General features: G+C 71.2%; 23 protein-coding genes, 1 tRNA gene and 1 pseudogene. 9 read left to right on the forward strand and 16 right to left on the reverse strand.

From position 1 onward, the window contains the following. The first annotated feature begins 91 nt into the window (after positions 1-91). Entirely contained in the window at positions 92-1,213 is a 1,122-nt protein-coding gene (locus tag DFP74_RS32895) for a VWA domain-containing protein (protein ID WP_121187895.1), read from the forward strand. 6 nt (positions 1,214-1,219) lie between these two features. Here DFP74_RS32895 and DFP74_RS32900 read toward each other — a convergent pair whose 3' ends face one another. Together DFP74_RS32900 and DFP74_RS32905 are read right to left on the reverse strand one after the other, a co-directional pair. Continuing rightward, positions 1,220-2,032 carry a GntR family transcriptional regulator gene (locus DFP74_RS32900; protein WP_121187896.1) on the reverse strand — a complete coding sequence of 271 codons (813 nt, stop codon included), beginning with the start codon at positions 2,030-2,032 and terminating at the stop codon, positions 1,220-1,222. Between the two features lie 8 nt (positions 2,033-2,040). Next, positions 2,041-2,772, reverse strand: coding sequence for a GntR family transcriptional regulator (locus DFP74_RS32905; RefSeq protein WP_121187897.1), 732 nt, complete (start codon positions 2,770-2,772; stop codon positions 2,041-2,043). Positions 2,773-3,072: 300 nt separating this feature from the next. Here DFP74_RS32905 and DFP74_RS32910 point away from each other — a divergent pair, with 300 nt between their 5' ends. Beyond that, complete coding sequence (locus DFP74_RS32910) at positions 3,073-3,345, forward strand: hypothetical protein (RefSeq protein WP_121187898.1); 273 nt, start codon at positions 3,073-3,075, stop codon at positions 3,343-3,345. A gap of 122 nt (positions 3,346-3,467) precedes the next feature. Here the strand turns inward: DFP74_RS32910 and DFP74_RS32915 are convergent, their stop codons facing one another. The 4 genes from DFP74_RS32915 to DFP74_RS32930 all read right to left on the reverse strand — a co-directional run bounded on the left by DFP74_RS32915 (position 3,468) and on the right by DFP74_RS32930 (position 7,743). Next, complete coding sequence (locus tag DFP74_RS32915; protein ID WP_121187899.1) at positions 3,468-4,613, reverse strand: cystathionine gamma-synthase; 1,146 nt, start codon at positions 4,611-4,613, stop codon at positions 3,468-3,470. Between the two features lie 345 nt (positions 4,614-4,958). After that, on the reverse strand, positions 4,959-5,351 hold the full coding sequence (locus DFP74_RS34110) for a hypothetical protein (protein ID WP_199725845.1): 393 nt from the start codon (positions 5,349-5,351) through the stop codon (positions 4,959-4,961). Positions 5,352-5,463: 112 nt separating this feature from the next. Continuing rightward, positions 5,464-6,204 (reverse strand): acyltransferase, encoded by a 741-nt coding sequence (locus tag DFP74_RS32925; RefSeq protein ID WP_121187900.1) that lies wholly within the window; start codon positions 6,202-6,204, stop codon positions 5,464-5,466. 171 nt (positions 6,205-6,375) lie between these two features. After that, on the reverse strand, positions 6,376-7,743 hold the full coding sequence (locus tag DFP74_RS32930) for a cystathionine beta-synthase (RefSeq protein ID WP_121187901.1): 1,368 nt from the start codon (positions 7,741-7,743) through the stop codon (positions 6,376-6,378). A 440-nt stretch (positions 7,744-8,183) separates the two neighbouring features. Here DFP74_RS32930 and DFP74_RS32935 point away from each other — a divergent pair, with 440 nt between their 5' ends. The 5 genes and pseudogenes from DFP74_RS32935 (at position 8,184) to DFP74_RS32950 (ending at position 12,780) form a co-directional block, all read left to right on the forward strand. After that, complete coding sequence (locus DFP74_RS32935) at positions 8,184-9,371, forward strand: SGNH/GDSL hydrolase family protein (RefSeq protein ID WP_121187902.1); 1,188 nt, start codon at positions 8,184-8,186, stop codon at positions 9,369-9,371. 135 nt (positions 9,372-9,506) lie between these two features. Continuing rightward, positions 9,507-10,727 (forward strand): acetyl-CoA C-acetyltransferase, encoded by a 1,221-nt coding sequence (locus tag DFP74_RS32940; RefSeq protein WP_121187903.1) that lies wholly within the window; start codon positions 9,507-9,509, stop codon positions 10,725-10,727. A 163-nt stretch (positions 10,728-10,890) separates the two neighbouring features. Beyond that, positions 10,891-10,980 (forward strand): annotated as a pseudogene (locus tag DFP74_RS34840) (hypothetical protein); the annotation flags it as partial. Between the two features lie 66 nt (positions 10,981-11,046). Next, entirely contained in the window at positions 11,047-12,222 is a 1,176-nt protein-coding gene (locus DFP74_RS32945; protein ID WP_121187956.1) for an IS30 family transposase, read from the forward strand. Between the two features lie 306 nt (positions 12,223-12,528). Continuing rightward, positions 12,529-12,780, forward strand: a complete 252-nt coding sequence (locus DFP74_RS32950; protein WP_121187904.1) for a DUF4287 domain-containing protein — start codon at positions 12,529-12,531, stop codon at positions 12,778-12,780. Positions 12,781-12,894: 114 nt separating this feature from the next. Here the strand turns inward: DFP74_RS32950 and DFP74_RS32955 are convergent, their stop codons facing one another. The 3 genes from DFP74_RS32955 to pruA all read right to left on the reverse strand — a co-directional run bounded on the left by DFP74_RS32955 (position 12,895) and on the right by pruA (position 16,745). Next, positions 12,895-13,845, reverse strand: a complete 951-nt coding sequence (locus DFP74_RS32955) for a Bax inhibitor-1/YccA family protein (RefSeq protein WP_121187905.1) — start codon at positions 13,843-13,845, stop codon at positions 12,895-12,897. Positions 13,846-14,045: 200 nt separating this feature from the next. Next, complete coding sequence (locus DFP74_RS32960) at positions 14,046-14,972, reverse strand: proline dehydrogenase family protein (RefSeq protein WP_121187906.1); 927 nt, start codon at positions 14,970-14,972, stop codon at positions 14,046-14,048. A 147-nt stretch (positions 14,973-15,119) separates the two neighbouring features. Beyond that, positions 15,120-16,745, reverse strand: coding sequence for an L-glutamate gamma-semialdehyde dehydrogenase (pruA, locus tag DFP74_RS32965; RefSeq protein WP_121187907.1), 1,626 nt, complete (start codon positions 16,743-16,745; stop codon positions 15,120-15,122). Between the two features lie 141 nt (positions 16,746-16,886). Here pruA and DFP74_RS32970 point away from each other — a divergent pair, with 141 nt between their 5' ends. Then, positions 16,887-18,794, forward strand: coding sequence for a helix-turn-helix domain-containing protein (locus DFP74_RS32970; protein ID WP_121187908.1), 1,908 nt, complete (start codon positions 16,887-16,889; stop codon positions 18,792-18,794). A gap of 40 nt (positions 18,795-18,834) precedes the next feature. On the opposite strand, the gene DFP74_RS32975 is transcribed toward DFP74_RS32970, so the two are convergent. From DFP74_RS32975 to DFP74_RS33005, 7 genes are all read right to left on the reverse strand, one after another. Further along, a tRNA-Leu gene (locus tag DFP74_RS32975) sits at positions 18,835-18,908 on the reverse strand. A gap of 123 nt (positions 18,909-19,031) precedes the next feature. Beyond that, positions 19,032-20,408 (reverse strand): NAD(P)/FAD-dependent oxidoreductase, encoded by a 1,377-nt coding sequence (locus DFP74_RS32980; RefSeq protein ID WP_121187909.1) that lies wholly within the window; start codon positions 20,406-20,408, stop codon positions 19,032-19,034. A 344-nt stretch (positions 20,409-20,752) separates the two neighbouring features. Then, complete coding sequence (locus tag DFP74_RS32985; RefSeq protein WP_121187910.1) at positions 20,753-21,739, reverse strand: Ppx/GppA phosphatase family protein; 987 nt, start codon at positions 21,737-21,739, stop codon at positions 20,753-20,755. Beyond that, a complete protein-coding gene (locus tag DFP74_RS32990; protein ID WP_121188671.1) occupies positions 21,736-22,347 on the reverse strand; it encodes a DUF501 domain-containing protein in 612 nt (203 codons plus the stop codon). The genes DFP74_RS32985 and DFP74_RS32990 overlap by 4 nt, the downstream gene beginning before the upstream one ends. Positions 22,348-22,781: 434 nt before the next feature. Then, positions 22,782-23,177 (reverse strand): septum formation initiator family protein, encoded by a 396-nt coding sequence (locus DFP74_RS32995; RefSeq protein ID WP_233571269.1) that lies wholly within the window; start codon positions 23,175-23,177, stop codon positions 22,782-22,784. A gap of 111 nt (positions 23,178-23,288) precedes the next feature. Continuing rightward, entirely contained in the window at positions 23,289-24,572 is a 1,284-nt protein-coding gene (gene eno, locus DFP74_RS33000) for a phosphopyruvate hydratase (RefSeq protein ID WP_121187912.1), read from the reverse strand. Positions 24,573-24,676: 104 nt separating this feature from the next. Further along, positions 24,677-25,228: a TetR/AcrR family transcriptional regulator gene (locus tag DFP74_RS33005; RefSeq protein WP_121188672.1), complete on the reverse strand. Its 552-nt coding sequence runs from the start codon at positions 25,226-25,228 to the stop codon at positions 24,677-24,679. A gap of 134 nt (positions 25,229-25,362) precedes the next feature. Here DFP74_RS33005 and DFP74_RS33010 point away from each other — a divergent pair, with 134 nt between their 5' ends. Further along, a complete protein-coding gene (locus DFP74_RS33010; protein ID WP_121187913.1) occupies positions 25,363-26,559 on the forward strand; it encodes an FAD-dependent monooxygenase in 1,197 nt (398 codons plus the stop codon). Positions 26,560-26,711: the final 152 nt, after the last annotated feature.

The following is a 26,711-nucleotide window of genomic DNA, read 5'->3' on the forward strand; positions in this document are numbered from 1 at the left end:
GAGACCGGGCGCTCCGCGCCTCCGTTGAGGGTGGAAGCCCCGCACCGCCCGCGAAGCGGTCACCCCGGGCGATGGTGGGAGACGGGTGGGGATGAGACACCGATACCGGGCCTACACCGGCGGGCCCGACCCGCTGGCCGAGCCCGACCCGCCGACCGACGCGGAGCTGAGGGCCGTCGACGAGCTCCTCGCCCTGGTGGCGGCGGCCGATCCGGACTCCGACGCCGACCGCGAGGCACTGGACGCGCTGGCGGACGCCCTGTCCCGCTACGGGTCGGGCGAGCGCGCGGCGCTGGCGGAGACCGACCCCTCCGAGCTGCGGCGGCTGCTGGGCCCCGAGGGCGCGGCGGCCCGGACCCGGCTCGACGCGGCCGACCACGGTCTCAGCCCCCGCGAACTGCGCCGACTGGGCGAGGCCGCGCTGCGCGACGTCGAGCGGGGCCGCGGCGCGCGCCCCGGCGGCCACGCGGGCCCCTCCGGCCCCGGTGGGACCACGGGCGAGATGACCGGCGCGTTCCTGCCCTACGAGGCGGAGGAGGACCGCCCGCTGGACGCCTCCGCGACGGCGCGAGAAGCGGCCCTGCGCCGAGCCCGCTCCGCCGGCCCGCCCCTGCTCCCCGAGGACCTGCGGGTCGCCGAGACCGAGCCGGAGTCCGCCGCGGCGGTCTGCCTGCTCATCGACCTGTCCCACTCGATGGTGACGCGCTCGCTGCACGAGGCCGCCGCCCGGACGGCGCTGGCGCTGCTCGCCCTGGTCCGCACGCGCCATCCCCAGGACCGGGTGCAGGTGGTGGGCTTCGGCGAGCGCGCGGTCGAGCTCACCCCCGCCGCGCTGGTCGCGCACGACCGGAGCGAGGCGCCCGGCACCAACCTGCACCACGCCCTGCGCCTGGCACGGGCTCACGTGCGACGGCACCGCGGTCTCCTGCCCCGGGTCCTGGTGGTCACCGACGGCGAGCCCACCGCCCACCTGTCCGAGGACGGGCGGGCGCGGTTCGCCTGGCCCCCGGCTCCGCGCACGGTCGAGGCGACCCTGGCCGAGCTCGACGCCGTCCTGCGCGAGGGGGCCGAGGTCACCTTCGTCCTGTTGGCCGACGACCCCCGGCTGCGCGCCTTCCGGGCCCTGGTCGAGCGCCGCCGGGGCGTGCGGGTCGTGGACGCCGACGCCGACCTGCTCGGCCCGGTGGTCCTGGACCGCTACCGGCGGCGCTGACCCGGCTCAGCGCTCGAAGATGTTGACGTCCGAGGCCATCAGCAGCAGTTCCTCGGGGGCGTCGCCGCCCGAGTACAGCAGCTGGTGCCGGTTGGCGGGCATGATCGTCTCGGTGAACCGCAGCGGGCGCTCGCCCTCGTGCGCCACCCGCTCCTGCACGAGCAGCGGGATCCCGGGGCCGAGCCCGAAGGAGTCGGCCTCGTCCTGGGACGGCATCCGCGCGCCCACGATGTCCCAGTTCCAGTCCTCGCGGTACCCGAGCTCGCGCAGCACCGCGCTGACGCCCTCGTCCAGGCGTTCGGGATGCATGAGCGCGGTGCCGTTGGCGATGCTGAAGGGGAAGTAGGTGACCTGGGACTGCCAGAGCCCGCCCTCGACGAAACGGTCGCAGGAACGGATGACCACGAGCCCGCCGTAGGGGCCGTTCTCGTCGTCCTCGAAGCGCAGCCGCTTGGCCACCTTCGGGCGCATGGTGTCCAGGCTGACCTTGATCTTCTCGTCGACCTGGTAGTAGCCGGCCTCGCGCAGGTGCGGCTGGTAGCCGGCCTCGAACCGCTCGGAGTCGCTGCCGCCGGAGATCGGCGTGGCGAGGTGGATGATGGGCTGGTGGTCGGCGGCGAAGGCGCCCCGCCCCGCCTGGATGGTGATGCGGCCCTCGTCCTGGAGGATGCGCATACCGAGCCGCGCGGTGGCACGGGAGACGTCGAAGCGCTCGGCGAGCTCCTCCTCGCCCGGCAGGCGGTCGCCCGGCTGGTATTCACCCCGCGACAGCGCCTCGCGCAGATGGTCGGCGACCACGGTCTTCCTCGACGTGCTCATGTGCTGGCTCAGTCCCGGTGGTAGGCCTTGAGGTTGCCGTGCTCGAACTGGTACCGGATGCTGTGCCCGGCATACACAGTGTGCACCAGTCGGATCGGGCGTTCCTCGGAGTAGTCGGTGCGATGGACGTCCAGAACCGGTACTCCCGGGGGGAGTTCGAGCTGTGACGTCTCCTGTGGCGTGGGCATACGGGTCTGGAGCTCGTCGACGTAGCCGACCTGCCGGTGCCCGTGTTCGAGCAGCACCACCAGGGCGCTCTCGACGTCCTCGGGCAGCATGAGCGGCGTGCCCTGCACCAGTTCCATGGGGTAGTACGCCGAACTGATGGAGCCGGACTGCTCTCCGGAGAACCGGTACATGCGGCGCACAACGGTCATGTCCCCCTCGGGGACGCGCAGCCGGCTGGCGATGTCCGCCGTGGCGCTCAGGAGCTGGAGCTCCTCCAGCGTCTGCCCGGACAGCGCCGATTCGTTGAGACCGTCGGGCCCGCCCTTGGTCCGGGTGGCGTAGAAGATCTCCGGCACCACGTCCTGGACGAAGTGGCCGCGGCCCGGCCTGCTGAGGATGAGGCCCTGGTTGCGCAGCATGCCCAGTGCGAGCCTGATCGTGTTGCGGGACGCGTCGAAGCGCTCTTCCAGCTGCTTCTCCGACGGCAGCTGACCGCCCAGCGGCAGGCTTCCCTCCTGGATCTCCCGTCGCAGGATCCGAGCGATCTGTCGATATCTACTTTCTGCCCGCATAAGTCAGCCCTCTGGGGGGTATCAGTGGATCAGGTCAACTTGTACCAACAAGGTGAGCGGTACACCAGCAAAACAGGTCCATCCGGTTCTCATAGGCCCATCTTAGGTGAAGGCCACACTGAGTACACGGCAGAGCCGCCCAGCGGACACCTCCCCGGGAAAGAACCACAGCACAGCCCGATCCGACCGATTTCCGCCCACCACCGACGGAACGCACCACGTGACACGACAGACCGGGCCCCCTCGCACCAGCAGGGGGCGGACGACGAACTGACCACCCTCGACCCAAAGGTGACCCCTATGATCCCCGTCTTCATCGCCTTCATCGGACTCGTGCTCCTGGGGCTGGCCGCGGGCTTCTTCCTCGCCATCTCCATCGGCATCCGCCGCCAGGACAACCGCGGGCGCTACCGCTCCCTCCGCGAGGAGGACGACAACAGTGCCCTCTCCCGCACCGGCAGCCTCGTCGTCGGTCTGCGCTTCACCAACGGCGCCACCGAGCGCCGCGACCGCTCGCCCGACCCGGCCCCCGCGCGGGCCGTGCTCCGCGAGCGCACTCCCTCCGCGGTCTGACCCCCCGCGAGAGCCCCCGCACCACGTAGGACACGCCGTGAAGGGCCCGGCAGCGTGGCCGGCGCACCCTCACGGCAGGACCGTGCGGGCACACCGGCCGGTTCGACCCTTCGGGGCCGCGGTCAGCTCTCCAACGCCCCCAGCAGGTCCGCCACCAGGTCGTCACCCGACTCGATGCCGACGGAGATCCGCACCAGATCGGCCGGGACCTCCAACGCGGAACCCGCGGTGGACGCGTGCGTCATCCGCCCGGGATGCTCGATCAGGGACTCCACCCCGCCCAGGGACTCCCCCAGCGTGAAGACCTCGGTTCGCTCGCACAGCGCCAGGGCCGCCTTCTCCCCGTCGCGCAGAGCGAACGAGACCATCCCCCCGAAGGCACGCATCTGCCGTTCGGCGACCTTGTGCCCCGGATGCCCGTCCAGGCCGGGGTAGTACACCCTCCGTACCGCCGCATGGCTCTCCAGCGCGGCGACGACCTTCTCGGCGTTGGCACTGTGCCGGTCCATCCGCACGCCCAGGGTCTTGACCCCGCGCAGGGTCAGCCAGGAGTCGAAGGGCCCCGGAACGGCCCCCATGGTGTTCTGGTGGAAGGCCAGCCGCTCCCCGAGTTCGGCGTCGGACACGACCAGCGCGCCCCCGACCACGTCGGAGTGCCCGCCCAGGTACTTGGTGGTGGAGTGCACGACCACGTCCGCGCCCAGGGTCAGCGGCTGCTGGAGGTAGGGCGAGGCGAAGGTGTTGTCCACCACGTACAGCGCGCCGGCGTCGTGGGCGATCGCCGCGACCGCCTCGATGTCGGTGATGTTGAGCAGCGGGTTGGTGGGCGTCTCGGTCCACACCACCTTGGTCTGGGGGCGCAGCGCCGCCCGCACGGCCTCGGGATCGCTCTGGTCGACCGCGTCCCAGGTCACGCCCCAGCGCTCGACCACCTTGGAGACCAGGCGGAAGGTGCCCCCGTAGGCGTCACCGGGGATGATGATGTGGTCGCCCGGCGACAGGACCGTGCGCAGCAGCGTGTCCTCGGCGGCCATGCCGGAGGCGAAGGCCAGACCGCGCGTGCCCGCTTCCAGGGCGGCCAGGCACTCCTCCAGCGCGGCGCGCGTGGGGTTGCCGGTGCGCGAGTACTCATAGCCCTGGCGCAGCCCGCCCACGCCGTCCTGCGCGTAGGTGCTCGTCTGGTAGATCGGTACCACGACGGCCCCGGTGCCGGTGTCCGGTTCCTGGCCCGCGTGGATGGCCAGCGTTTCAAACCCGTCAAACGTCATGTCGCCACCCTAGTTCGCAACGACCACGGGAACCGTTCCTATTCAGTGTTCAGGAGTGGGTCTTGAACCCATCTCCTGTCACTGCGCGCGTCCCGAACGGTGGTGGACGCGCTGGTTCCCCGCGTTCTCTCCTTCCCTGCCCGGGCACGCGCATCGTGTGCGCGCTCCGTGGCAGGGCGGCGGGGTCCCTCACACCCCACAGCACCGGGTTCGGTCTGGACGGTCCGAGGCCCGTACCCATCGCTCCGGTGGGTACGGGGCGGCGGGGTCCGACGCCGAATCGGGTGTCCCAGGGCGCGCCTGCCAATGGCCACCGCAGCGGCGTCATGGCGAGTCATCGTACGCTTACTGCTGGTCAGAGGCTCGGCCCAGTGCCGGGCGCCCCACATCGAGGTATAGGCCGGATCGACGGCCACGATCGCGATTCCGAGTTCGGCGGCCATCGACACGATCCGGGCCCGGAGCCTGGCGGTGGGCATACCGGATGATGAGCTGCCGGAAGCGTTTCCTGCGGCCGTGTTTCTCCCGGGTCTTCTCGGCCGTGAAGTCCAGGTCCTCGATGGCGATCGCCGCCGCGCCGGTGCGCTGGGTCCAGTGCAGCAGCCTGGTGAGGGCGTGGCGGACCTGGGCGTCGCGGTGCGCAGCGGCGCCGGTCAGGTCGAAGGAGAACCGTTCGGGGTTCCCGACCGGGTTGCCGTGCGGGTCGAGCCGGTAGGCGGCCAGATGGTCGGCGTTCATATCCACACCCACCACCCCCTGCGCGCGGGCCGCCGCCAACGGCAGGGCCCGTGTCACCGCGCACCCCACGGGCACGCGCGGCGGACCGCCGGGCGTGCTCGCCCGGGACCCGTCAGGCGGGCGGGAAGCGCGTGGCCGATCCCGGCTCGGGCGGTTCGACGGGCAGGTCGGGCGTCGGTCCGGTGACCGGAGTGGGGACCCGGGTGGGCGTCCCGGTGCCGCGCATCGGCGGCTCCCAGCCGAGCTCCGGGTCGTACTCGCGCACGACCTTGCCGGGCACGCCCGCGACGACGCTGTGGTCGGGGTACCGGCCGGGCCGCACCACGGTGCCGGCCGCGACGACGCAGTTGCGCCCCAGGTGCACGCCCGGCAGGATCACCGCGTTCGCGCCGATCCAGGTGCCGTCACCGATGCTGACGGGGTCGTCCACGGGCCACTGCAGGCCGACGGGGATCTCGGTGTTGGTGTAGGAGTGGTTCTGGTCGGTGATGTACACGTACGGCCCCGTGTAGACGTGGTCGCCGATGTCCACCGACTTGTGCGCGACGATGTGGGACCCCCGGCCGATCGCGCAGCCGGAGCCGATCCGCACGACCGTCCCCTCGCCCAGGTCGTAGTCGGGGCCCATCCCGGCGGCGAGCGTCATGTCCGCGCCGAGCACGGTGTGCACGCCGATCTCGATCCACGGTTCGCCGTACAGGGTGGCCGTGGGAAAGGCGATCGCCGACCCGACGCCGAAGCGCGCGAACCGCCGGGACGCCTTGGAGTCCGCACGGATTTCGGCGTTGCTCCGGGCGAACGACCAGACGGAGCGGATGATCCAGGACAACAGCCGCGACACGCGTGCTCCCATTTATTACCTGCCAGTAATACTGTCGCGAACATTAGCAGTGTCCGAGTATGCGTGGTCCCGCGCGGTCTGTCCGCACCGCCCCCGGGGTTCGCGCAGGCAGGAGCACCCTGGCCGGCCGAAGGTCCGGAGCGCGGGACCGGGGCCGTGCCCCGGCCCCGCGCACACGTGCGGCTACCCGGACAGGTGCGCGAGCAGGTCCTGACGGGTGAGGATTCCCACCGGGCGCCCGTCGCGCAGCACCACCAGGGCACCGGAGGTGCGCAGCAGGCGCGCGCAGTCGCTGACCGGCGTCCCGGTGCCGACCGTGGACAGCGGCGGGCCCATGTGCGTCTCCACCAGGTCGTCCAGCTCGGCGCGGCCGTCGAAGAGCGCGTCCAGCACGTCGCGCTCGGCCACCGAGCCGACCACCTCGGCCGCCATGACCGGCGGCTCCTCCTTCATCACCGGAAGCTGCGAGACGCCGTACTCGCGCATGATCGCCACGGCGGTGCCGACCGTCTCGTCCGGGTGGGAGTGCACGAAGTCGGGCATCTCGCCGCCCTTCTCCGCCAGCACCTGGCCGGCCGTGGCCTCCTCCGTCACGGTGGACAGGAACCCGTAGTCCGCCATCCACTCGTCGTTGAAGATCTTGCCGAGGTAGCCGCGGCCGCCGTCGGGCAGCAGGACGACGACGACGTCGTCGGGCCCCGCGTCCTGGGCCACCTTCAGCGCCGCCTCCACCGCCAGTCCGCAGGAGCCGCCCACCAGCAGGGCCTCCTCGCGCGCCAGGCGCCGGGTCATCAGGAAGGAGTCCTTGTCGCTGACCGCCACGATGTCGTCGCACACGGAGGTGTCATAGGTGCCCGGCCAGATGTCCTCGCCCACGCCCTCGACCAGGTACGGGCGACCCGACCCGCCCGAGTACACCGAACCCTCGGGGTCGGCGCCGATCACGCGCACGGCGCCCTTGGAGGCCTCCTTGAGGTAGCGGCCGGCGCCGCTGATGGTGCCGCCGGTCCCGATCCCCGCCACGAAGTGCGTGATCCGGCCCTCGGTCTGCTCCCAGATCTCGGGGCCGGTGGAGTGGTAGTGCGACTCCGGGTTGTTCACGTTCTCGTACTGGTTGGGCTTCCAGGCGCCGGGGATCTCCGCGGCCAGCCGGTCCGAGACCGAGTAGTAGGACTCGGGGTGGTCGGGGGCGACCGTGGTCGGGCACACCACGACCTCGGCCCCGTAGGCCCGCAGCACCGAGAGCTTGTCCGTGCCCACCTTGTCCGGGCAGATGAAGACGCAGCGGTAGCCCTTCTCCTGCGCGATCATCGCCAGCCCGATCCCGGTGTTGCCGGAGGTGGGCTCGACGATCGTGCCGCCGGGCTTGAGCTTGCCGCTCTTCTCCGCGGCCTCGACCATGCGCAGGGCGATGCGGTCCTTGACCGAGCCTCCGGGGTTGAAGTACTCGACCTTGGCCAGGATCGTCGGTGCCAGCCCCTCCGTGACCTTCTTCAAACGGACAAGCGGGGTGTCCCCGACCAGATCGATCAGTGAATCGTGTACCCGCATGGTGGCTCCTCAACGTCGTGGCGACCGGGTCCTCGGCCCGCCTCTTGCACGCCCCGGCGGCGCCCGGGGCCATGGGCCGGTCCGGCCCATCCCTGACTCTAACGCCACCACCTGGCGCTTCCGGGAAGCTTCCCGAACCCGTGCGAGGAAGCTTCCCACCCTCAACCGAGAGCCCCCGGCTCCAGCCCTCCCACCCGTCACCCGCCATCGCACCCGGGAGATCGCTACGCGAAGCGACGGGCGCTACCACCCTCAACCGAGAGCCTCCGGCTCCAGCCCTCGCCGACACGTCACCGCCTGCTCCGAGCCGTTGGATTTTGCTCACTCGACGGACCCGGTGGTGTGCCGCGCAGGTACGTGACCCCGGGGTTTCCCGCCGGTAACCTCGCTTGCAACCGGCTCGCCGAGAGCAGGCGGGTCCGACCCTCGGAGGTTGTCCGATGCTGCGAGCCGCTCGCGCACGGCGTATTGCCGCGGCCACCGCGTTCGGCGGGGGCGGGATCACCCTGGTCGGCGGCGGGACCCTGGCGCTGTTGTACCTGCAGGTCAGGCTCGCCAAACGCATGATCGGGGTCACCGCGTGGCAGCGGCCGAAGGTCAACGGGGTCTACGGCGACGGCCCCGGCGCCCCGTTGCGCATGCTGATGGCCGGCGACTCCACCGCCGCGGGCTTCGCCGTTGCCGAGGCCGCCCAGACACCGGGCGTGCTGCTGGCCTGCGGCCTGGCCGCCGCGGCCGACCGGAGGGTGCGGCTGCGCTGCACCGCCTCCCCCGGCGCGACCTCGGCCAACCTCACCGCGCAGATCGCGCACGCCGGCGCCCTGGACCCCGCCTCCCGCTACGACGTGGCCGTGATCTTCATCGGCGCCAACGACGTCATCCGCCGGGTGCGGCCCAACGACGCCGTCGCCCAGCTGCGCGAGGCGACCGCCGCGCTGGTCGGGCACGGCACCGCGGTCGTGGTGGCGACCTGCCCCGACCTGGGCACGGTCCGCCCGATCGGCTGGCCGCTGCGCTCGGTGGCGCGCCGCGCCTCACGCCAGCTCGCCGCGGCCCAGACGATCGCGGTCACCGAGGCGGGCGGGCGCACGGTCTCCCTGAGCGACCTGCTCTCCGACGACTTCCGGACCGACCCCGCCACCATGTTCGGGCCGGACCGCTTCCATCCCTCCGCCCGCGGCTACGCCCAGGCGGCCTCGGCCGTCCTGCCCTCGGCCTGCGCCGCGCTCGGGCTACTGCCGGAGCTGGACGAGGCCGAGCGCACCTCGCGCCCTCTGCCCGTGGACCAGGCCGCGGTCATCGCCGCCGAGACACCGGGCACGGAGGTCGCGCCCGCCGAACGGACCCGCGCCGGCGGCCGCTCCCGCTGGACAGCCCTCGTGCGCCTGCCCTTCCGCGGGCGCGAACACGACCCCGCGGGGGTGGACCGTCGGGCGCCGGCCCCGGCGGACGACCAGGACCCCGCGCCGCGGAACACCGCGCCTCCGGGCGAGCGGGGGGACGGGACGCAGGCGAGCGCGAGCGCCGGAGTCGCCGCGCCGACCGACGCCGCCCGCCATCCGGGAAACCACCGTACCGACACGCGAAGGCAGCCCCCGGGTGGCGACGAAGGCGGGCGAACAGGTTAACTGGGCAGTAACAAGACGTGCCGTGGCCGATCACGCGATCTACCAGGCGTTCGAGACGGCCAGGGCGCGCACCGACGTACGAGGCCGCACGTCCGCCCGGCGCGGCCGCACTCCACACCGACAGGGACCAAGACCATGCCCGAAGCAGTCATCGTCGCCACAGCCCGCTCCCCGATCGGCCGCGCCTTCAAGGGCTCGCTCAAGGACCTGCGCCCGGACGACCTCACCGCGCAGATCATCGGCGCCGCTCTGGCCAAGGTGCCCGAGCTCGACCCCAAGCAGATCGACGACCTCATGCTCGGCTGTGGTCTGCCCGGCGGTGAGCAGGGCTTCAACATGGCCCGCATCGTCGCCGTCCAGCTCGGCCTGGACACCGTGCCCGGCACGACCATCACCCGGTACTGCTCCTCCTCGCTCCAGACCACCCGGATGGCCTACCACGCCATCAAGGCGGGCGAGGGCGACGTGTTCGTGTCCGCCGGCGTGGAGATGGTCAGCCGTCTCGCCAACGGCACCAGCGACATGCCGGACAACGAGAACCCGATCTTCGACGACGCCAAGGCCCGCACGGTCAAGCGTGCCGAGGGCAACGCCGAGACCTGGACCGACCCGCGCGGGAACGGCGCCCTGCCCGACGCCTACATCGCCATGGGCCAGACGGCGGAGAACGTCGCCCAGATCACCGGCGTCTCGCGTCAGCGCCAGGACGAGTTCGCGGTCCGGTCCCAGAACCTCGCCGAGAAGTCCCTGGACAACGGCTTCTGGGAGCGGGAGATCACTCCGGTGACCCTCCCGGACGGCACCGTGGTCAGCACCGACGACGGCATCCGCCGCGGCACCACCTACGAGAAGGTCTCCGAGCTCAAGCCGGTGTTCCGCCCCGACGGCACGGTCACCGCGGGCAACGCCTGCCCGCTCAACGACGGCGCCTCCGCGCTCGTCATCATGAGCGACACCAAGGCCGCCCAGCTCGGCCTGACCCCGCTGGCCCGCATCGTCTCCACCGGCGTCACCGGTCTGAACCCCGAGATCATGGGCCTGGGCCCGGTCGAGGCCTCCAAGCAGGCCCTGGCCCGCGCGAACATGGCCATCGGCGACATCGACCTGGTCGAGATCAACGAGGCCTTCGCCGCCCAGGTGCTGCCCTCCGCCGACCAGCTCGGCATCGACGTCGACGGCCGGCTCAACGTCAACGGCGGCGCCATCGCCATCGGCCACCCGTTCGGCAGCACGGGCGCGCGCATCACCGGCACGCTCCTGAACGGCCTGCGGTTCCACGACAAGACCTACGGCCTGGAGACCATGTGCGTCGGCGGCGGCCAGGGCATGGCGGCCGTCTTCGAGCGGCTGAGCTAGGCCGCGTCCGCTCGTCGGACACGGTACGGCATCCTCCGGGGCCCGGCGCGCACTCCTTGGGTTCTAGCGGTGGTCGCAACACCCTGACTTTGGGGAGGTTGCGGCCACCGTGTCGTTTTCGAAGAAGGAACTGGCTCGTCTGCGAACACAGTTCCTCGAGCAGATGGCCGAGATCGGTAGCGTCACCGAGGTCGCACGCCGCCTCGGGGTGAACCGCAACACCGCGTTCTCCTGGGCCAGGAAAGCCGGGCTGCGCTCCCAACGCCAGCAACGACCGCACCCGGCACGCCAGGAGTACGAACGCCTGCGCAACAGCGCCGTGCCCCGCCCAGAAGCCGCACGACGAGCCGGGATCAACGAACGCACCGCCCGGGACTGGGACCACGGGGTACGCAAGTCCCGCAACTCCAGGTTCTACCCTGATGGCCGCCGTGTGAACTACTCCACCGGACAGACCACCATAGAGTCCATGACCAGTCCTCCAGCAGCGCTGGACACACTCCAAAAGCAGGTCCACCCGCGTTTTCTGACCCTCGCAGACCGGGAGCGGATCGCGGATCTGGACCGAGCGGGGTGGAGCCGGCGGGCGATCGGCCGCGACCTGGGGCGCCCGGCCTCCACGATCAAACGCGAACTCGACCACCACCGCAACGCCGATGGGTCCTACGGTGCCTATACCGCCCAGCGTCGGGCGAGCGCCCAACGGGTGCGTCCCAAACCCGCCAAACTCGCTGCCCCGGGCCGCCTGCGGGACTATGTCGCCCAGGGACTGCGGAAGCGGTGGTCGCCGGAGCAGATCAGCAACCGGCTCGTTGAGGACTTTCCCGGCGAGGAGGACATGCGTGTGAGCCACGAGACGATCTACCAGGCGCTCTACGTCCAGTCCCGCGGCGGGCTCAAACGCGAGGTCTCCGCGGCGTTGCGCACCGGCCGGCTCCGACGCACGCCGCACCGCTCACCCGAGCACAGGCGGAGCCGGTTCACCGATCCGATGGTGATGATCAGCGAGCGCCCCGCCGAGGTCGAGGACCGTGCCGTGCCGGGGCACTGGGAGGGCGATCTGATCACGGGTGCGCACAACAAGTCCGCGATCATCACCCTGGTCGAGCGCTCCACCCGGTACGTGATGCTGGGGCACGTGCCCGGCGAGCACACCGCCGAGGCGGTCGGGGGTGTGCTGAGCGAACTGATCACCGCGCTGCCTGATCATCTGCGGGGGTCGCTGACCTGGGACCAGGGCAGCGAGATGGCCGGCCACAAGGCGTTCAGCGTGGCCACGGGGGTGCCGGTGTTCTTCTGCGATCCCGCCTCCCCCTGGCAGCGCGGATCGAATGAGAACACCAACGGGCTGCTGCGCCAGTACTTCCCCAAGGGCACGGACCTGTCCGTTCATGGCCGGCTGGATCTGGAGCATGTCGCTCAGGAACTGAACGAGCGTCCACGCAAGACGCTCGGCTGGGAAACCCCAGCCGAGCGTCTGGCTACACTCGTTTGATCAACGAGGTGTTGCGAGGACCCCTTGAATCCGCCCTCGCGCGCCGGGCCCCGCGCCGTGTCCACGACCTGAAGTGAGGCCGTGTCCGTGACCGCGCCGAACCTCACCCGCGCCCCGGTTTCACACGGTCCGTCACGCGACATACCGAACCCGCGCGTGCGTGTCCCGAACCGCCGCCCTACACCGTCCGAGCCAACGAACTCCTACCGCCAAGGTAAAAGCTGGTGGCCGGGGCTTGTCCAATCCGTGATCCTGATGCAGGGTCACAGATAAGTGCCATTCGCCAACGCACTGCCGGAGGTGCCTATGTCGGTTACCCACTCGCCGGAGATCCACGCAAAGCTCATCGAACGCATCCCGACCGTCACCGGCCGAGGACTCCACGAGTGGTTCAACGCTCTCGACAAGGGGCCGGGACTGGTCCGCTGCTCGGAACGGTCCACCTGGCTCGCCGACGAGTACGGCCTGCCCCAGTGGTACGCGCAGGCCATCGTCACAGAGCACGACCGCCGCCGCAGGAACCGATCCATCCCCGCTCCGCGTCCCGAGGGGCCCTGAGCGCGAACCGAACGCCACCGCACCCGTACAGACGAAGGGCCACCCCCGGGATCGTCTCCCGGGGGTGGCCCTTGGCGTATCGGCCCGCACTCACGCGGGCCCGCGCCGCACGTGCTAGTCGGCGAACAGCGTCTTGATGATCCAGAGCAGGCGCAGGATCTCGATGTAGAGCCAGACCAGCGAGACCGTCAGGCCGAAGGCGAACTGCCAGGCGAACTTGTCGGGGATGCCCGCCTGCACGCCCTCCTCGATCCCGCGGAACTCGATGGCCAGGGTCAGCGCCGCGATGACGACGAAGACCAGGCCGATGCCCAGGCCCAGGAGGCTGGGCTCGCGCAGGCCGATACCGCCGGCGATGAAGAAGCTGGCCACGAAGTTGACCAGCATCAGCGCGGCCGCGCCGAGCACCGCGAAGCCGACGGCCTTGACGAAGCCGTCCGTCACCTTGATGATGCGGAACTTGTACAGCGCGAGCATCACACCGAAGACCGCGACGGTACCGATGACCGCCTGGGTCACGAGCGAGCCGCCCGCGCCGGCCTGACCGGTGCTCATCTCCAGCTGGGTCGCCAGAAGGGCCGAGATACCGCCGACGAGCAGGCCCTCGAGGCCCGCATAGGTGAGGATCAGCCCCGGGTTGGTGCTCTGCTTGAACGCGATGACCAGACCGAGGACCAGGCCGCCGAGCGCGCCCACGATCGTGAGCATCAGCGCGAGTCCGGCGTTGGCGCCGTTGTTCGCGGTGAACAGGAAGTAGTTGATCACGGCGAGCAGGACGACCACGCCGAGCGTCATGCCCGTACGCATGACGACGTCGTCGATGGTCATGCGCCCCGCGCCGGCCCCCTGCGCCGGAGCGGCCGGGTAGCCCTGCTGGGGATAGGGCTGGCCGTATCCCGGCTGGCCATAGCCCTGCTGGGGGTGGCCCGGCTGCGGGTACGGCTGTCCGTACCCCTGCTGCGCATAGCCCTGCTGACCGTAACCCGGCTGGCCGTAGCCCTGACCGGCTCGGCCGGACTGCTGAAGAGCCCGCTTGAGGACGGGGTTGGAACTCCGCATCCGCATGTCTCGTAATGGCCTTTCACGCGTGGTTTGCTGCCCACAAGGTAACGTACGGCCCCACTCCGCGGTTCCGGGCGCAGGGTCACCGTTGGGACACGGCCGCCCGGGCCGGGGAACCCCGGCCCGGGCGAAGACCCGTGGGCGGCGATCGGACGGCGCCGTGGACGGAGCCCACCCCGTGCCCGCCCCCGCGGGACACGGCGTCAGTTGCGGGTCACCAGCGAACGGGCCAGGAACAGCATGTTCGCCGGGCGCTCGGCCAGACGGCGCATGTAGTAGCCGTACCACTCGTCGCCGTAGGGCACGTAGACGCGCATGCGCTTGCCCTCCGCGGCCAGGCGGACCTGCTCGGCGTCCCGGATCCCGTAGAGCATCTGGTACTCGTAGTCCTCGGCGGTCCGGCCGTTGGCGGCCGCGAGCTCACCGGCGATCGCCACCATGCGCGGGTCGTGGGACGCCACCATCGGGTAGCCGTCGCCCTCCATGAGCACGCGCAGAGCCCGCACGTACGCCTTGTCGACCTCCGCCTTGTCGCGGAAGGCGACGGAGGAGGGCTCGTCGTAGGCGCCCTTGCACAGGCGCACGCGCGAGCCCGCTCCGCTGAGGTCGCGGCAGTCGGCCTCCGTGCGGTGCAGGTAGGCCTGGAGCACCGCACCCACGAACGGGAAGTCCTCGCGCAGCTCGCGCAGGATGCCCAGCGTGGAGTCGGTGGTGGTGTGGTCCTCCATGTCGAGGGTCACCGTGGTGCCGATGGCCGCGGCGGCCTCGGCGATGCGGCGCGCGTTGTCGAGGGCGATCTTCTCACCGTCGGCGTTGAGGAACTGCCCCACCGCCGAGAGTTTCACCGACACCTCGGCCCGGTCCCCCAGCCCGGCCTCGCCCAGCGCGGCCAGCAGGTCCTGGTAGGCGGTCACCGTCGCCGTGGCCTGCGCCAGGTCGGTGGTGTCCTCGCCGAGGAAGTCCAGGGTGATGTGGCGGTCCTGCGCCAGGTTCGCGACGGCGGGCAGGGCCTCGTCGAGGGTGGAACCCGCCACGAACCGGTGGACCAGCCCACGGGTCAGGGGCGTGCGCTCGACGATTTTGCGGCAGGTCGCGGACCGGGCCGCGAGCAGCAGTGGCTTGCGAAGCATGGAGACCTCGAAGAAGACGTGCGCGAACCGGTCGGTCAGCGCGGACGATGAAGTGGGGCCGGGGATCTGCCCGGTCGCACCGGTGGATTCCTCGGGGGGTGATGTGGTGCGCCCCCTCAGTGACCTGAGGGGGCGCGGACCGTGGACCTACCCCATGTGCGGGTAGGAGGAGTTCGTCGGCGCGACGAAGGTCTCCTTGATGGCGCGCGGGCTCGCCCAACGCGACAGGTTCTGCGCGGAACCGGCCTTGTCGTTGGTGCCGGAGGCGCGGCCGCCGCCGAACGGCTGCTGGCCCACGATGGAGCCGGTCGGCCGGTCGTTGATGTAGAAGTTGCCGGCGGTGAAGCGCAGGGCCTCGGTCGCCTTGGCCACCGCGGCGCGGTCGTTGGCCAGGATCGCGCCGGTCAGGGCGTAGGCCGAGCCCTGGTCGACGATCTCCAGGACCTCGTCGAACTTCTCGTCCTCGTAGACGTGGACGGCGACGACCGGACCGAAGTACTCCGTGCGGAACACGTCGTGCGTGGGGTCGGTGCCCTCGATGATCGTCGGGCGCACGAAGTAGCCCACCGAGTCGTCGGCGGTGCCGCCGGCGATGATCGACAGGGTCGGGTCGGACTTGGCGTCCTCCAGGACCTTGGCGAGCTTGTCGAAGGAGCGGCGGTCGATGACGGCGCCGACGAAGTTCGACAGGTCGGTGACGTCGCCCATCTTGATGGCCTCGGTCTCGGCGACCAGGTCCTCGCGCATCTTCTCCCACACCGAGCGGGCGACGAAGGCGCGCGAGGCGGCCGAGCACTTCTGGCCCTGGTACTCGAAGGCGCCGCGGACGATCGCGGTGCGCAGGATCTCCGGGTCGGCCGACTTGTGGGCGACGATGAAGTCCTTGCCGCCGGTCTCGCCGACGATCCGCGGGTAGCTGCGGTAGTTGGAGATGTTCTCGCCGACGCTCTTCCACAGGTGCTGGAAGGTGCGGGTGGAACCGGTGAAGTGCACACCGGCCAGGTCCGGGTCGTTGAGCGCGACGTCGGAGACGGCCAGGCCGTCACCGGTCACCATGTTGATGACGCCCGCGGGCATGCCCGCCTCCTCCAGGAGGCGCATGGTCAGCTCGGCGGCGAACTGCTGGGTCGGGGACGGCTTCCACACGACCACGTTGCCCATGAGCGCCGGAGCGGTGGGCAGGTTGCCCGCGATGGCGGTGAAGTTGAAGGGCGTGATCGCGTAGACGAAGCCCTCCAGCGGCCGCTGCTCCATGCGGTTCCACACGCCGGGCACGCTCAGCGGCTGCTGCTCGATGAGCGTGCGGGCGTAGGAGACGTTGAAGCGCCAGAAGTCGATGAGCTCACAGGCCGCGTCGATCTCCGCCTGCTGCACCGTCTTGGACTGGCCGAGCATGGTGGCGGCGTTGATCGTGGCGCGCCAGGGGCCCGCCAGGAGTTCGGCGGCGCGCAGGATGATGGCGGCGCGGTCGTCGAAGGACATCGCGCGCCAGGCCGGGGCGGCGGCCTTGGCCGCGGCGATCGCGTCGCGGGCGTCGTCGTGGGTGGCGTTGGCCATGGTGCCCAGGACGGCGGCGTGGCGGTGCGGCTGGACGACGTCGATGCGCTCGCCGCCGCCCATCCGGCTCTCGCCGTTGATGCGCATGGGCAGGTCGATGCTCTGGCTGCCGAGTTCCTCGAGCTTGGCGACGAGCTCGGCGCGCTCGGCGCTGCCGGGCGCGTAGCTCAGAACGGGCTCGTTCTTCGGCTGCGGGACGTTGGTCACGGCGTCCATGGGCACCTCCCTGAAAAGAATGTCCCTGAATGAAGCAGGGTTGGGCTGACTCAACGCTCTCAGAACAAGGCCGTGCGAACCTTGTGGGGCAGGCCACTCTTTGCCCCCCTTATTTGTTCGCTAGGACAAAATGGGACCTATATGAGTACTGATGCCCCACGACCGAGCCCGCGTCGACCGCAGCCCGACCCGTCACACACGTCCGGCGTCGGACCCGACATCCTTCCTGGTCACCCGGAGCCAGAAGGCGAGGACAACCCGGGTCTGCCGCTGCGACGGCTGCTGCTCGCCCTCGGCGACCCGGTCGTCGACGTGGCCGCGGCACCGCACGGTCTTGATGTCCAGGTGGACAACGTCGTCATCGTGGACCCGGAGGACCGCTCGGAGGCGCGGGCCGGGGACCTGGTGCTGCTGATCGGGGTGCGCGGCACGGCGGCACGGCGGCTGATCCGGGTCCTGGCCGAACAGGGGGCCACGGCCGTCGCGGTCAAGACCAGTTCGCACGCCCCGCCCGAGGAGGTGCTTCCGCCTCCCACCCGCCGCCCGCCCTCACCGCTGGGCCGCTTCGCGGAGGGCCGGGGCCACGGGTCCGCGTCCGACGCCTACGGCACCGGATCCGCCACGGGGCCCCGGGCCGGACGCTCGCCCCGCTCGGGAGCCGTCGACGAGATGCGCACCCTGCGGACCGAGGCGCAGGAGGCGGGCATCGCCCTGCTGGCGGTGCGGCCCGAGGTGCGCTGGGACCAGTTGCAGTCGGTCTGCCAGAGCATCGTCGACGACGCGCGGCTCAACGTCACGGCCGACGTCGGCGAGTCCGGCGGCGACCTGTTCTCCATGGCGCAGACCATCGCCCAGATCACCCGCGGCCTGGTGGCGATCGAGGACTCGGCCAGCCGGGTCCTGGCCTACTCCTCGGGTGCGGAGGTGGACGAGCTGCGCCGCCTGTCCGTGCTGGGCCGTCAGGGACCCGAGCCCTACCTGGCGCTGCTGCGCGACTGGGGGGTCTTCGCCAAGCTCCGCTCCGGCGAGGAGGTCGTACGGATCGACGAGCACCCCGAGCTGGGCATCCGCCGCCGGCTGGCGGTGGGGATCCACGCCGGCCGGCAGCCGCTGGGCGCGATCTGGGTGCAGGAGGGCTCCGAACCGCTGTCCGAGCACGCCGAGGAGGCCCTGCTCGGCGCCGCCCGCACGACCGCCCTGCAGATGATCCGGCAGCGCACCCAGGCCAGCGCGGGCCTGCGCCTGCGCGAGGACCTGCTGTCGAGCCTGCTGGAGGGGCGCATCGACGCCAGCGCCCTGGCCGACACGGTGGAGGTGCACGCCGACCGGGGCGCGCTGGTCGTCGCCTTCCTGCTCGCCGAGGGCGACGTCGAGGACCGCCCGGACCGGCCCGAGCGGGAGCTGCGCCGCCGCCAGCTCATCGACCTGGTGTCCGTGCACACCGCGGCCTATCGGCGCAGCGCCCTGGTCACCGAGCTCCAGGGGCGCGTCTACGTCCTGCTGCCCGACCTGGCCCGTTCCCGTGAGGGCTGGCGCGGGGTGGAGCAGTCGGTGCTGGCGCTGACCCGCAAGACGGTGACCGCCGCACGCGCCGCGCTCGGGCTGGAGGTGCAGGCGGCCGTGGGTTCGCGGGTGGAGAGCCTGGCGGAGGTGCCCGATTCCCGCGCCGAGGCCGACCGGGTGCTGGACGCGATGAGCCGCGACCTGGACCGGGACGTCGCCACGATCTCCGACGTGCGCTCGCGGGTGCTCATCAGCGAGACCCTGGCCCAGCTGCGGGCGGACCCGTCGCTGCGCGATCCCCGGGTGAGCCGGCTCATCGAGCACGACCGCGCCGGGGGCGCCGACCTGGTCCACTCGCTGCTGGCCTACCTGGAGGCCTTCGGTGACGCCCGCGCCGCCGCCGAGCGGCTGCACATCCACCCCAACACCCTGCGCTACCGGGTGCGCCGCGCCGCCGCCGTCAGCGGGATCGACATGGGCGATCCGGGCGAACGGCTGTTCACCCAGCTCCAGCTCCTCATGGAACAACAGCTCCCCGACCGCTGACCCCACGGGGTGGGGAACGAGCGGCGACCCGAAACGCGAGTACCCCCGGTCGGACTCGAACCGACACTTGTGACCCTTTTAGGGGGCCTGCCTCTTCCATTGGGCTACGAGGGCGTGCCCATCATACCGGCCGGGCCGATTGCCCACTTTGGATCGGCTTGGCCGGATGGGGACACGAAACGACCGGCTTCCTGAGGAAACCGGTCGTTTCTCGCATGTGCGGCGGGCCGCCGCGGATCAGCTGACCCGACGGAGCTGTCCGTCCTCCACCTGGGGCCGGCTGGCCTCGGCGAAGGCCTGGCGGGGCTCGACCATCTCCGGCAGCGCGGCGAAGTCGCGGCGCAGGAAGAAGGCGAGCGTCCAGTCCGACAGGACGCGCATCTTGCGGTTGAAGGTCGGGACCGCGAAGAGGTGGTAGGCGCGGTGCGCGTACCAGGCCAGACGGCCGTTCAGCTTGATCTTGCCGAAGAGCTGGGCGGCGCCCTTGTGCAGGCCGAGCCCGGCGACCGCGCCGAGGTTCTTGTGGCGGTAGGCCTTGAGCCGACCGTTGCGCAGGGTCGCGATCACGTTGTCGGCGAGCACGGGGGCCTGCCGGACCGCGTTCTGGGCGTTGGGCGGGTAGTAGCCGCCGTTGCCGTCGGGCACCTGGGCGTTGTCGCCACCGGCGAAGGCGTTCTCGACACCGTTGACGGTGAGGAACTCGCTGGTGTCGATGTGGCCCTTGGGACCGAGGGGCAGGTCGCTGGCGGAGACGACCGGGCTGGGCTTGACGCCCGCGGTCCACACCAGGGTGCCCGCGTCGAACTCGGCGCCGTCGCTGAGCTTGATGCGCTGGTCCACGGCCGACTCGAGGAAGGTCTTGAGCCGCACGTCGATGCCGCGCCGGCGCAGCTGGTTCAGCGCCTTGGTGCCGACCTCGGGGCCGACCTCGGGCAGGATCTTGTCCGCGGCCTCGATGAGGTAGAACTGCACGTCCTCGAGCCCGATCGAGCCGTACATCCGGACCGCGTCGCGGACCAGGTCCTCCAGCTCGGCGATGGCCTCGGCGCCGGCGAACCCGCCGCCGACGAACACGAAGTTGAGCGCCTTGTCGCGCACGGCCTCGTCGTCGGTGGAGTCGGCGATGGCGAGCTGGTTCAGCACGTGGTTGCGGAGGTAGGCGGCCTCCTCCACGGTCTTGATGCCGATGCCGTTCTCGGCCAGACCGGGGATGGGCAGGGTACGCGAGACGGCGCCGGCCGCGAGCACGATGTGGTCGTAGTGGAGCGTCTCCGGCTCACCGACGTTGGGCTCGTAGCGGACGGTGCGGTCGGCGTGGTCGATACGGACGACCCGGCCGCCCAGCACGCGCACCCGGTCGAGGACCTCGCGCAGCGGAACGACGACGTGTCGCGGCGAGATGTTGCCGGACGCGGTCTCGGGCAGGAACGGCTGGTAGGTCATGTAGGAGTTCGGGTCGATGACGGTGATCCGCGCCTCGCCGGCCCCGAGCTTCTTCTCCAGTCGCCTCGCGGTGTACATCCCGAGGTACCCACCGCCGACGATGAGGATGTGCGGGATCTCCGCGTCGTCCCCGCCGCCGTGCACCAGCCGGTAGTTCCTGCTCTCGGTCATCGCATATCCGCCCTTGGGGTTCTCCGCCGCCCCTCCCGGGGCAACGGCGTCTGTTCTTGGTCTGCGGTCGCCCTGCCGTCGTCCAGCCGGGGTCCCGTCTGAGCCGCGGTGGGTGACCGCGACTCTGCGGCGCCTGCTTGTGCATTCTTTCACAAGCCCTCCGCGCAGTGAAGGTTCACATCTGATCACCTTCGCACCACTTTCCCCGTAACCCGCACGACATATCCGCAGGTCAGAGGGGTTGTGAAAGCTTTCACAAGGGTATCGGGCGGTGACGCGTCTCACCCCGGGGCCGCGTGGCAAGGGGCATCGCCCCTGGTCACACGGTCGCCCGTCGGGGCGCTTCACTCCACGATGAGGCTCCAGGCGACACCGTCGAGGATGTCGTGCTCACTGGCGGTGAAGCGGTCGGCGCCGGTGCGCGCCAGCACGCGGGAGAGCACCAGCGCTCCGGCGGCGATCACGTCCACCCGGCCCGGGTGCATGACACCGATCTCCGCCCGCTCCGCCGAGGTGGACTTGAGCAGCTCCTCGGTGATCCGGGTCAGGTCGCCGACGCCCACCTCGGTGTGGTGGATGCGCTCGGGGTCGTACGCGGGCAGGTCCAGGGCGATCCCGGCGACCGTGGTCGCGGTCCCCGCGACGCACACCACCGAGCCGGCCTCGCGCAGCGGCACGACCTGCTCGACCTTGTCGAGAGCGGCCTCGATGTCCGCCGTGGCCGCCGCGATCTGCTCGGCGGTGGGCGGGTCGTCCCGCAGGTGGCGCTCCGTCATCCGCACACAGCCCACGTCGACCGACAGGGAGGCGCGGACCAGCTCGTCGTCCTCACCGGAGCCGCCCAGGACGAACTCGGTGGAGCCGCCGCCGATGTCCACCACGAGGAACGGCGGGGTGAAGCCGCCGTCGCCGCCCTCGGCCGCCTCGGCCTCGAACTCGGCGGTGGCGCCCACGAAGGACAGCTCCGCCTCGTCCAGGCCGGTGACCACCTCGGGCTCGACGCCGAGGATCTCGCGCACGCCGTCGATGAACACCTGCCGGTTGTCGGCGTCGCGCGTGGCACTGGTGGCCACCATGCGCACCGTGTCCGGACCCGGCTCGATGCCGTGGGCCCGGATCTCCTCCGCGTAGCCGCGCAGCGCGTCGAAGGTGCGCTCCAGGGCCTGGGGCGCGAACGAGCCGGTCTCGTCGACGCCCTCGCCCAGGCGCACGACCTCCATGCGCCGGTCGAGGTCGACCACCTGTACCTCGTCGCCGTCGACGCCGACCACGTCGGCGATCAGCAGCCTGATCGAGTTCGTTCCGCAGTCGATCGCCGCGACACCGCTCATGACCTGTTCCCTTCGTCGCCCTCGGGGGCGTCCTCGTCGACGCACACGCAAGGGCCCTTGTCCCACCAGTGCGGGAGTTCCTCCAGCGCCTCGGCGCCGAAGGGGTTGGTACCGGGCGCGGCGAGCTCGTGGGCCACCAGCGCGTGCAGGCACTTGACCCGGGTCGGCATGCCCCCGGTGCTCTGCATGCCCTCGGGCAGCGGTTCGACACCGTCGATCCGGGCCTGTTCGTCCCGCTCGGCGATGTAGGACTCGTGCGCCTTGGTGTAAGCGGCCCGCAGCTCGGGCTCCTCCCCCAGACGCTCCTGCATCAGACGCATCCGGCCGTCGTTCTCCATCCGGCCGATGGCCGACGCGGCGCGCGGGCACGTCAGGTAGTACAACGTCGGGAAGGGCTCACCGCTTTCCAGACGGGGAGCGGTACGCACCACATCGGGCAGACCGCAGGGGCACCGGTGGGCGATCCCCCGCACACCGCGCGGAGTGCGTCCCAGCTGGAGTTCGATGGCGGCGACGTCGCGGTCGGAGACCTGGTCGTCGGCGGCCCCGCCGCTGGTGCGGGGGGCGTCGTCGTTGTGCCCCGGAGCGGGCTGATCTGCGGAAGTCATGGCGTTCTCAGGATAGGCCCACCCGTCACCCGCCATCGCCGGTGTGGGGCGCTCCGCGCAGAGACCGGCTACCACCCTCAACCGACGCCTACGGCGCAGAACCACCCACCCGTCACCCGCCAACGCCGGTGTAGGGCGCTCCGCGCAGAGACCGGCTACCACCCTCAACCGACGCCTACGGCGCAGAACCACCCACCCGTCACCCGCCATCGCCGGTGTAGGGCGCTCCGCGCAGAGACCGGCTACCACCCTCAACCGACGCCTACGGCGCAGAACCACCCACCCGTCACCCGCCAACGCCGGTGCGGGGCGCTCCGCGCAGAGACCGGCTACCACCCTCAACCGACGCCTACGGCGCAGAACCACCCACCCTCCACTCGCCAACGCCCGTGGAGGTGCTTGCGCACAGACCATCGTGTGGAAGCGCGCGGTGGTCAGAAGGCGTCGTCGCGGGGGCTGTCGGCCTCGTCCACCGACCGCCACAGCGCGGTGAACCACGGTTCGGAGGGCGCCGCCTCGGCCTCGGCGTCGGCGTCGGTGTCCGGGCGGATGACGATGTAGGCGGTCTCGTCCGGGTACTGGTAGTGCAGCCGGGTCCGGGCCTCCTGCTCGACGTACTCGTCGTCGTCCAGCGCCGCCTCGCGCTCGCTCAGTTCACGCACGGAGGCCTCCATGCGCGCCCGCTCCTCCTGGAGCTCGGCGATCTGGGCGCGCTGCAGGATGTACTCCCGCAGCGGGTAGGCCAGGCTCAGCGCGATCACACAGACCACCACGGCCAGGATCGCGGCCCGGCTGGTGAGGGTGGGCCGCACCCGTGAGGTGCGACCCACCCTCGAGTCCGCGGCCCCCCGCTTTCGCGCAGCACGGCCCGGCCTGTCGCCTTTGGTCGGCTTCCGGGCCTTTGTGGGCGGCTGTTTGGATTCGCGGGGCACTGGGGCAGACTAGCCGCGCGCGGCGAAGCGCGGGAAGGCCGACACGCCCGCGTACACGGCGGCGTCGTCGAGTTCCTCCTCGATCCGCAGCAGCTGGTTGTACTTGGCGACGCGCTCGCTGCGCGCCGGGGCGCCCGTCTTGATCTGTCCGGCGTTGACGGCCACCGCGATGTCGGCGATGGTCGTGTCCTCGGTCTCGCCGGAACGGTGGCTGATCATGACGGTGTAACCGCTGCGCTGGGCGAGGCTGACCGCGTCCAGCGTCTCGGTGAGCGTGCCGATCTGGTTGACCTTCACCAGCAGCGAGTTGCCGGTGTCGGTGTCGATGCCCCGCTTGAGGCGCTCGGGGTTGGTGACGAACAGGTCGTCGCCGACCAGCTGGACCTTGGCACCGATCTGCTCGGTGAGCTTCTTCCAGCCGTCCCAGTCCTCCTCGTCGAGGGGGTCCTCGATGGAGACCAGCGGGTAGGCGTCGACCAGCTCGCCGTAGTAGGCGGCCATGTCCTCGGCCGAGCGCGTCTTGCCCTCGAAGGTGTACACGCCGTCCGAGAACAGCTCGGAGGCGGCCACGTCCAGGGCGAGCGCGATGTCGGTGCCCGGGGTGTAGCCGGCCTTCTCGATCGCCTCGACGATCAGGTCCAGGGCGGCCCGGTTGCTGTCCAGGTTGGGCGCGAAGCCGCCCTCGTCACCGACGCCGGTGCCCAGGCCGTGCGCCTTGAGGACTCCCTTGAGGGAGTGGTAGACCTCCGTGCCCCAGCGCAGCGCCTCGGAGAAGGTGGCGGCGCCGATGGGCGCGACCATGAACTCCTGGATGTCGACGTTGCTGTCCGCGTGGGCGCCGCCGTTGAGGATGTTCATCATCGGGACGGGCAGCACGTGGGCGTTGGGGCCGCCGATGTAGCGGTACAGGGGCAGCTCGGCCTCCAGGGCGGCGGCCTTGGCCACCGCCAGGGACGCGCCGAGGATGGCGTTCGCGCCGATCCGGGACTTGTCCGGCGTGCCGTCCAGGTCGATCAGCGCGCGGTCAATGAGCCGCTGCTCGTCGGGGTGGTGCCCGAGCAGCTCGTCGGCGATCTCGTCGTTGACGGCGGTGACCGCCTTGGTCACGCCCTTGCCTCCGTAGCGGTCTCCGCCGTCACGCAGCTCGACGGCCTCGAACTGGCCGGTGGAGGCGCCGCTGGGCACACCCGCGACAGCGCTGATGCCGTCGTCGAGGACGACCTCGACCTCGACGGTCGGGTTACCGCGGGAGTCAAGGATCTCCCTTGCGTGTACTGACTCGATGGACGCCACGGTGTCTCTCCGTCTCTAGGGGTGTTCGGTCCGCAGAACCAGGACCATCCAAGAGACTAGCGACCCTGGGGTCCCACGTGGGGTGCCCACCCCGTCGAATTGGTCTAGTCCATACCGGACGTTCCGACCGCGAGCGCGGCGAGCGCGGCGCGAACCGCGTGGTCACGGTGGGCGGCGGCCTCGCGCGCGTCGAACCCGACCGCGACGTCCTGGAGCCCGCCGATGGCCATGATGGCGCCCATACGCGCCGGCGTGGGCGCGTCGGCCCCCACGAGCATGGTGTCCAGGCGGTCGCGCCACTCCAGGACCGAGTCCACGAGTCCGACCCCCTCCAGGGCGCCCAGATCGGTGAGCACCGCCATCAGCAGCGCGCCGTGGCGCACGCACACGTCGTAGAAGGCGCCGAGCAGGGCGGGCGGTTCGACCGGTCCGTCGCCGAAGCGGGCGAAGAGCGCGTCCATGTCCTCGTGCAGTGGCGCGAGCAGAGCCAGCAGCAGGTCGTTCTTGGAGGGGTAGTGGTAGTACAGCGCCGCCTTGGTCACGCCCAGGCGTTCGGAGATCTCTCTCAGGCTCGTCTTGTCGAAGCCTTGGCGGGCGAACAGCTCCAGGGCCACGGCCCGGATCTCGGCTTTGGTGTCGCTCTGCGCCCTCGGCACTCCCGCCACTCCCGTCCCTCGTGGATCTGTTTCCGCAGTCTACTCCTAACCAAACGTCCGGTAAGTTACTTGCCGGACGGTAAGTAGATGATCTAGCGTGGGGTCACGCCTTCTCACGGACGGAAGTGAAGAGCATGGCCGCCGTACGCCACATCCTCGTCGCCGGAGCCGGTATCGCCGGACCGGCGCTCGCCCACTGGCTCCACCACCACGGCATCGCCGCGACCGTGGTCGAACGCGCCCGCGAGCTCCGCGCCGGCGGCTACGCCATCGACGTGCGCGGCGCGGCCGTGGACGTCGCCGAGCGCATGGGCGTGCTCGACGGCATCCGCGCCGCCGCCACCGAGGTCGACCGGATCCGCTTCGTCGGCCGGCGCGGCCGCGACCGCGCCGTCCTCTCCCCCGACGCGCTGTCCGCCCCGGACCGCGCCGAGGAACTGCCGCGCGGCGACCTGGTCCGCCTCCTCGTCGACCCCACGCGCGACCACACCGAGTACGTCTTCGGCGACCGCGTCACCGGACTCGACCAGGGCCCGGACGGGGTCCTGGCCACCTTCGAGCACGCCGCGCCGCGCACCTTCGACCTCGTGGTGTGCGCCGACGGGCTGCACTCGTCGACCCGCGCCCTGGCCCTGGGCCCCGAAGAGCCGCTGCGGCGCTTCCTCGGCGGGTACATCAGCATCTTCGGCGTCCCCGAGGAACTCGGCACGCCCCGCGAGGTCGCCCTGTACAACACCCCCGGCCGCCTGTCCGGGGTCTCCCGCACCTCCCGGACCGGAGGCGCCAGGGCGCTGCTCGGCCTGTCCCTGCGGATGGAGAACGGAATCGACCGCGCCGGCCCCGACGCACAGAAGCGGGCACTGCGCACGGCCTTCGACGGGCACGGCGGACACACCGACCGTCTGCTCGCGGCCATGGACCAGGCCCCCGACTTCTACTTCGACTCCATCACCCAGATCCGCATGGACCGGTGGAGCACGGGCCGGGTCACCGTGTTGGGCGACGCCGGGTACTGCCCCTCCCCCCTGTCCGGGCAGGGCACGAGCCTGGCGATGGTCGGCGCCTACGTCCTGGCCCAGGAGCTCGGACGCCAGGACGACCACATCTGCGCTCTGGCCGCCTATGAGGCGCGGATGCGGCCCTTCGTGCGGGCCAACCAGGACATCGCCGACAGCGGCATGGCCTTCCTCGCGCCGCGGACGCGGCTGGGGATCGCCGCGCGCGACGCTCTCGTGCGCGCCACCCCGCTGCTGTCCGGACCGGGCCGCCTGTCCAGCAGGATCGCCAGGGCGGCCGAGGCGATCGACCTCGACGCTCCCGCCCGCGCCTGAGGTCGGCGCCTGAGGTCGACGTCTGAGGTCGGCGCCCGAGGGCCGAGCGCGAAGTCCGCGCGGCGTTCCGCGCCACTCGTGTCCCTGGACCCTCGGGGCACCACGCGGCACGCCTGATGCGGATCTGACGCCACCGCCCCTAGAGTTGATCC

Source organism: Nocardiopsis sp. Huas11, assembly GCF_003634495.1.
Classification (GTDB): domain Bacteria; phylum Actinomycetota; class Actinomycetes; order Streptosporangiales; family Streptosporangiaceae; genus Nocardiopsis.

What these genes read in the sequence shown, in the direction of transcription:
- DFP74_RS32930 (WP_121187901.1), bottom strand. Translation starts at nt 7,743, where the DNA reads ATGCGGGTACACGATTCACTGATCGATCTGGTCGGGGACACCCCGCTT.
- DFP74_RS34110 (WP_199725845.1), bottom strand. Translation starts at nt 5,351, where the DNA reads ATGAACGCCGACCATCTGGCCGCCTACCGGCTCGACCCGCACGGCAAC.
- DFP74_RS32910 (WP_121187898.1), top strand. Translation starts at nt 3,073, where the DNA reads ATGATCCCCGTCTTCATCGCCTTCATCGGACTCGTGCTCCTGGGGCTG.
- DFP74_RS32915 (WP_121187899.1), bottom strand. Translation starts at nt 4,613, where the DNA reads ATGACGTTTGACGGGTTTGAAACGCTGGCCATCCACGCGGGCCAGGAA.
- DFP74_RS32935 (WP_121187902.1), top strand. Translation starts at nt 8,184, where the DNA reads ATGCTGCGAGCCGCTCGCGCACGGCGTATTGCCGCGGCCACCGCGTTC.
- DFP74_RS33010 (WP_121187913.1), top strand. Translation starts at nt 25,363, where the DNA reads ATGGCCGCCGTACGCCACATCCTCGTCGCCGGAGCCGGTATCGCCGGA.
- DFP74_RS32985 (WP_121187910.1), bottom strand. Translation starts at nt 21,739, where the DNA reads ATGAGCGGTGTCGCGGCGATCGACTGCGGAACGAACTCGATCAGGCTG.
- DFP74_RS32950 (WP_121187904.1), top strand. Translation starts at nt 12,529, where the DNA reads ATGTCGGTTACCCACTCGCCGGAGATCCACGCAAAGCTCATCGAACGC.
- DFP74_RS32905 (WP_121187897.1), bottom strand. Translation starts at nt 2,772, where the DNA reads ATGCGGGCAGAAAGTAGATATCGACAGATCGCTCGGATCCTGCGACGG.
- DFP74_RS32990 (WP_121188671.1), bottom strand. Translation starts at nt 22,347, where the DNA reads ATGACTTCCGCAGATCAGCCCGCTCCGGGGCACAACGACGACGCCCCC.
- DFP74_RS32960 (WP_121187906.1), bottom strand. Translation starts at nt 14,972, where the DNA reads ATGCTTCGCAAGCCACTGCTGCTCGCGGCCCGGTCCGCGACCTGCCGC.
- DFP74_RS32895 (WP_121187895.1), top strand. Translation starts at nt 92, where the DNA reads ATGAGACACCGATACCGGGCCTACACCGGCGGGCCCGACCCGCTGGCC.
- pruA (WP_121187907.1), bottom strand. Translation starts at nt 16,745, where the DNA reads ATGGACGCCGTGACCAACGTCCCGCAGCCGAAGAACGAGCCCGTTCTG.
- DFP74_RS32925 (WP_121187900.1), bottom strand. Translation starts at nt 6,204, where the DNA reads ATGGGAGCACGCGTGTCGCGGCTGTTGTCCTGGATCATCCGCTCCGTC.
- DFP74_RS32980 (WP_121187909.1), bottom strand. Translation starts at nt 20,408, where the DNA reads ATGACCGAGAGCAGGAACTACCGGCTGGTGCACGGCGGCGGGGACGAC.
- DFP74_RS32955 (WP_121187905.1), bottom strand. Translation starts at nt 13,845, where the DNA reads ATGCGGATGCGGAGTTCCAACCCCGTCCTCAAGCGGGCTCTTCAGCAG.
- DFP74_RS32970 (WP_121187908.1), top strand. Translation starts at nt 16,887, where the DNA reads ATGAGTACTGATGCCCCACGACCGAGCCCGCGTCGACCGCAGCCCGAC.
- DFP74_RS32940 (WP_121187903.1), top strand. Translation starts at nt 9,507, where the DNA reads ATGCCCGAAGCAGTCATCGTCGCCACAGCCCGCTCCCCGATCGGCCGC.
- DFP74_RS32900 (WP_121187896.1), bottom strand. Translation starts at nt 2,032, where the DNA reads ATGAGCACGTCGAGGAAGACCGTGGTCGCCGACCATCTGCGCGAGGCG.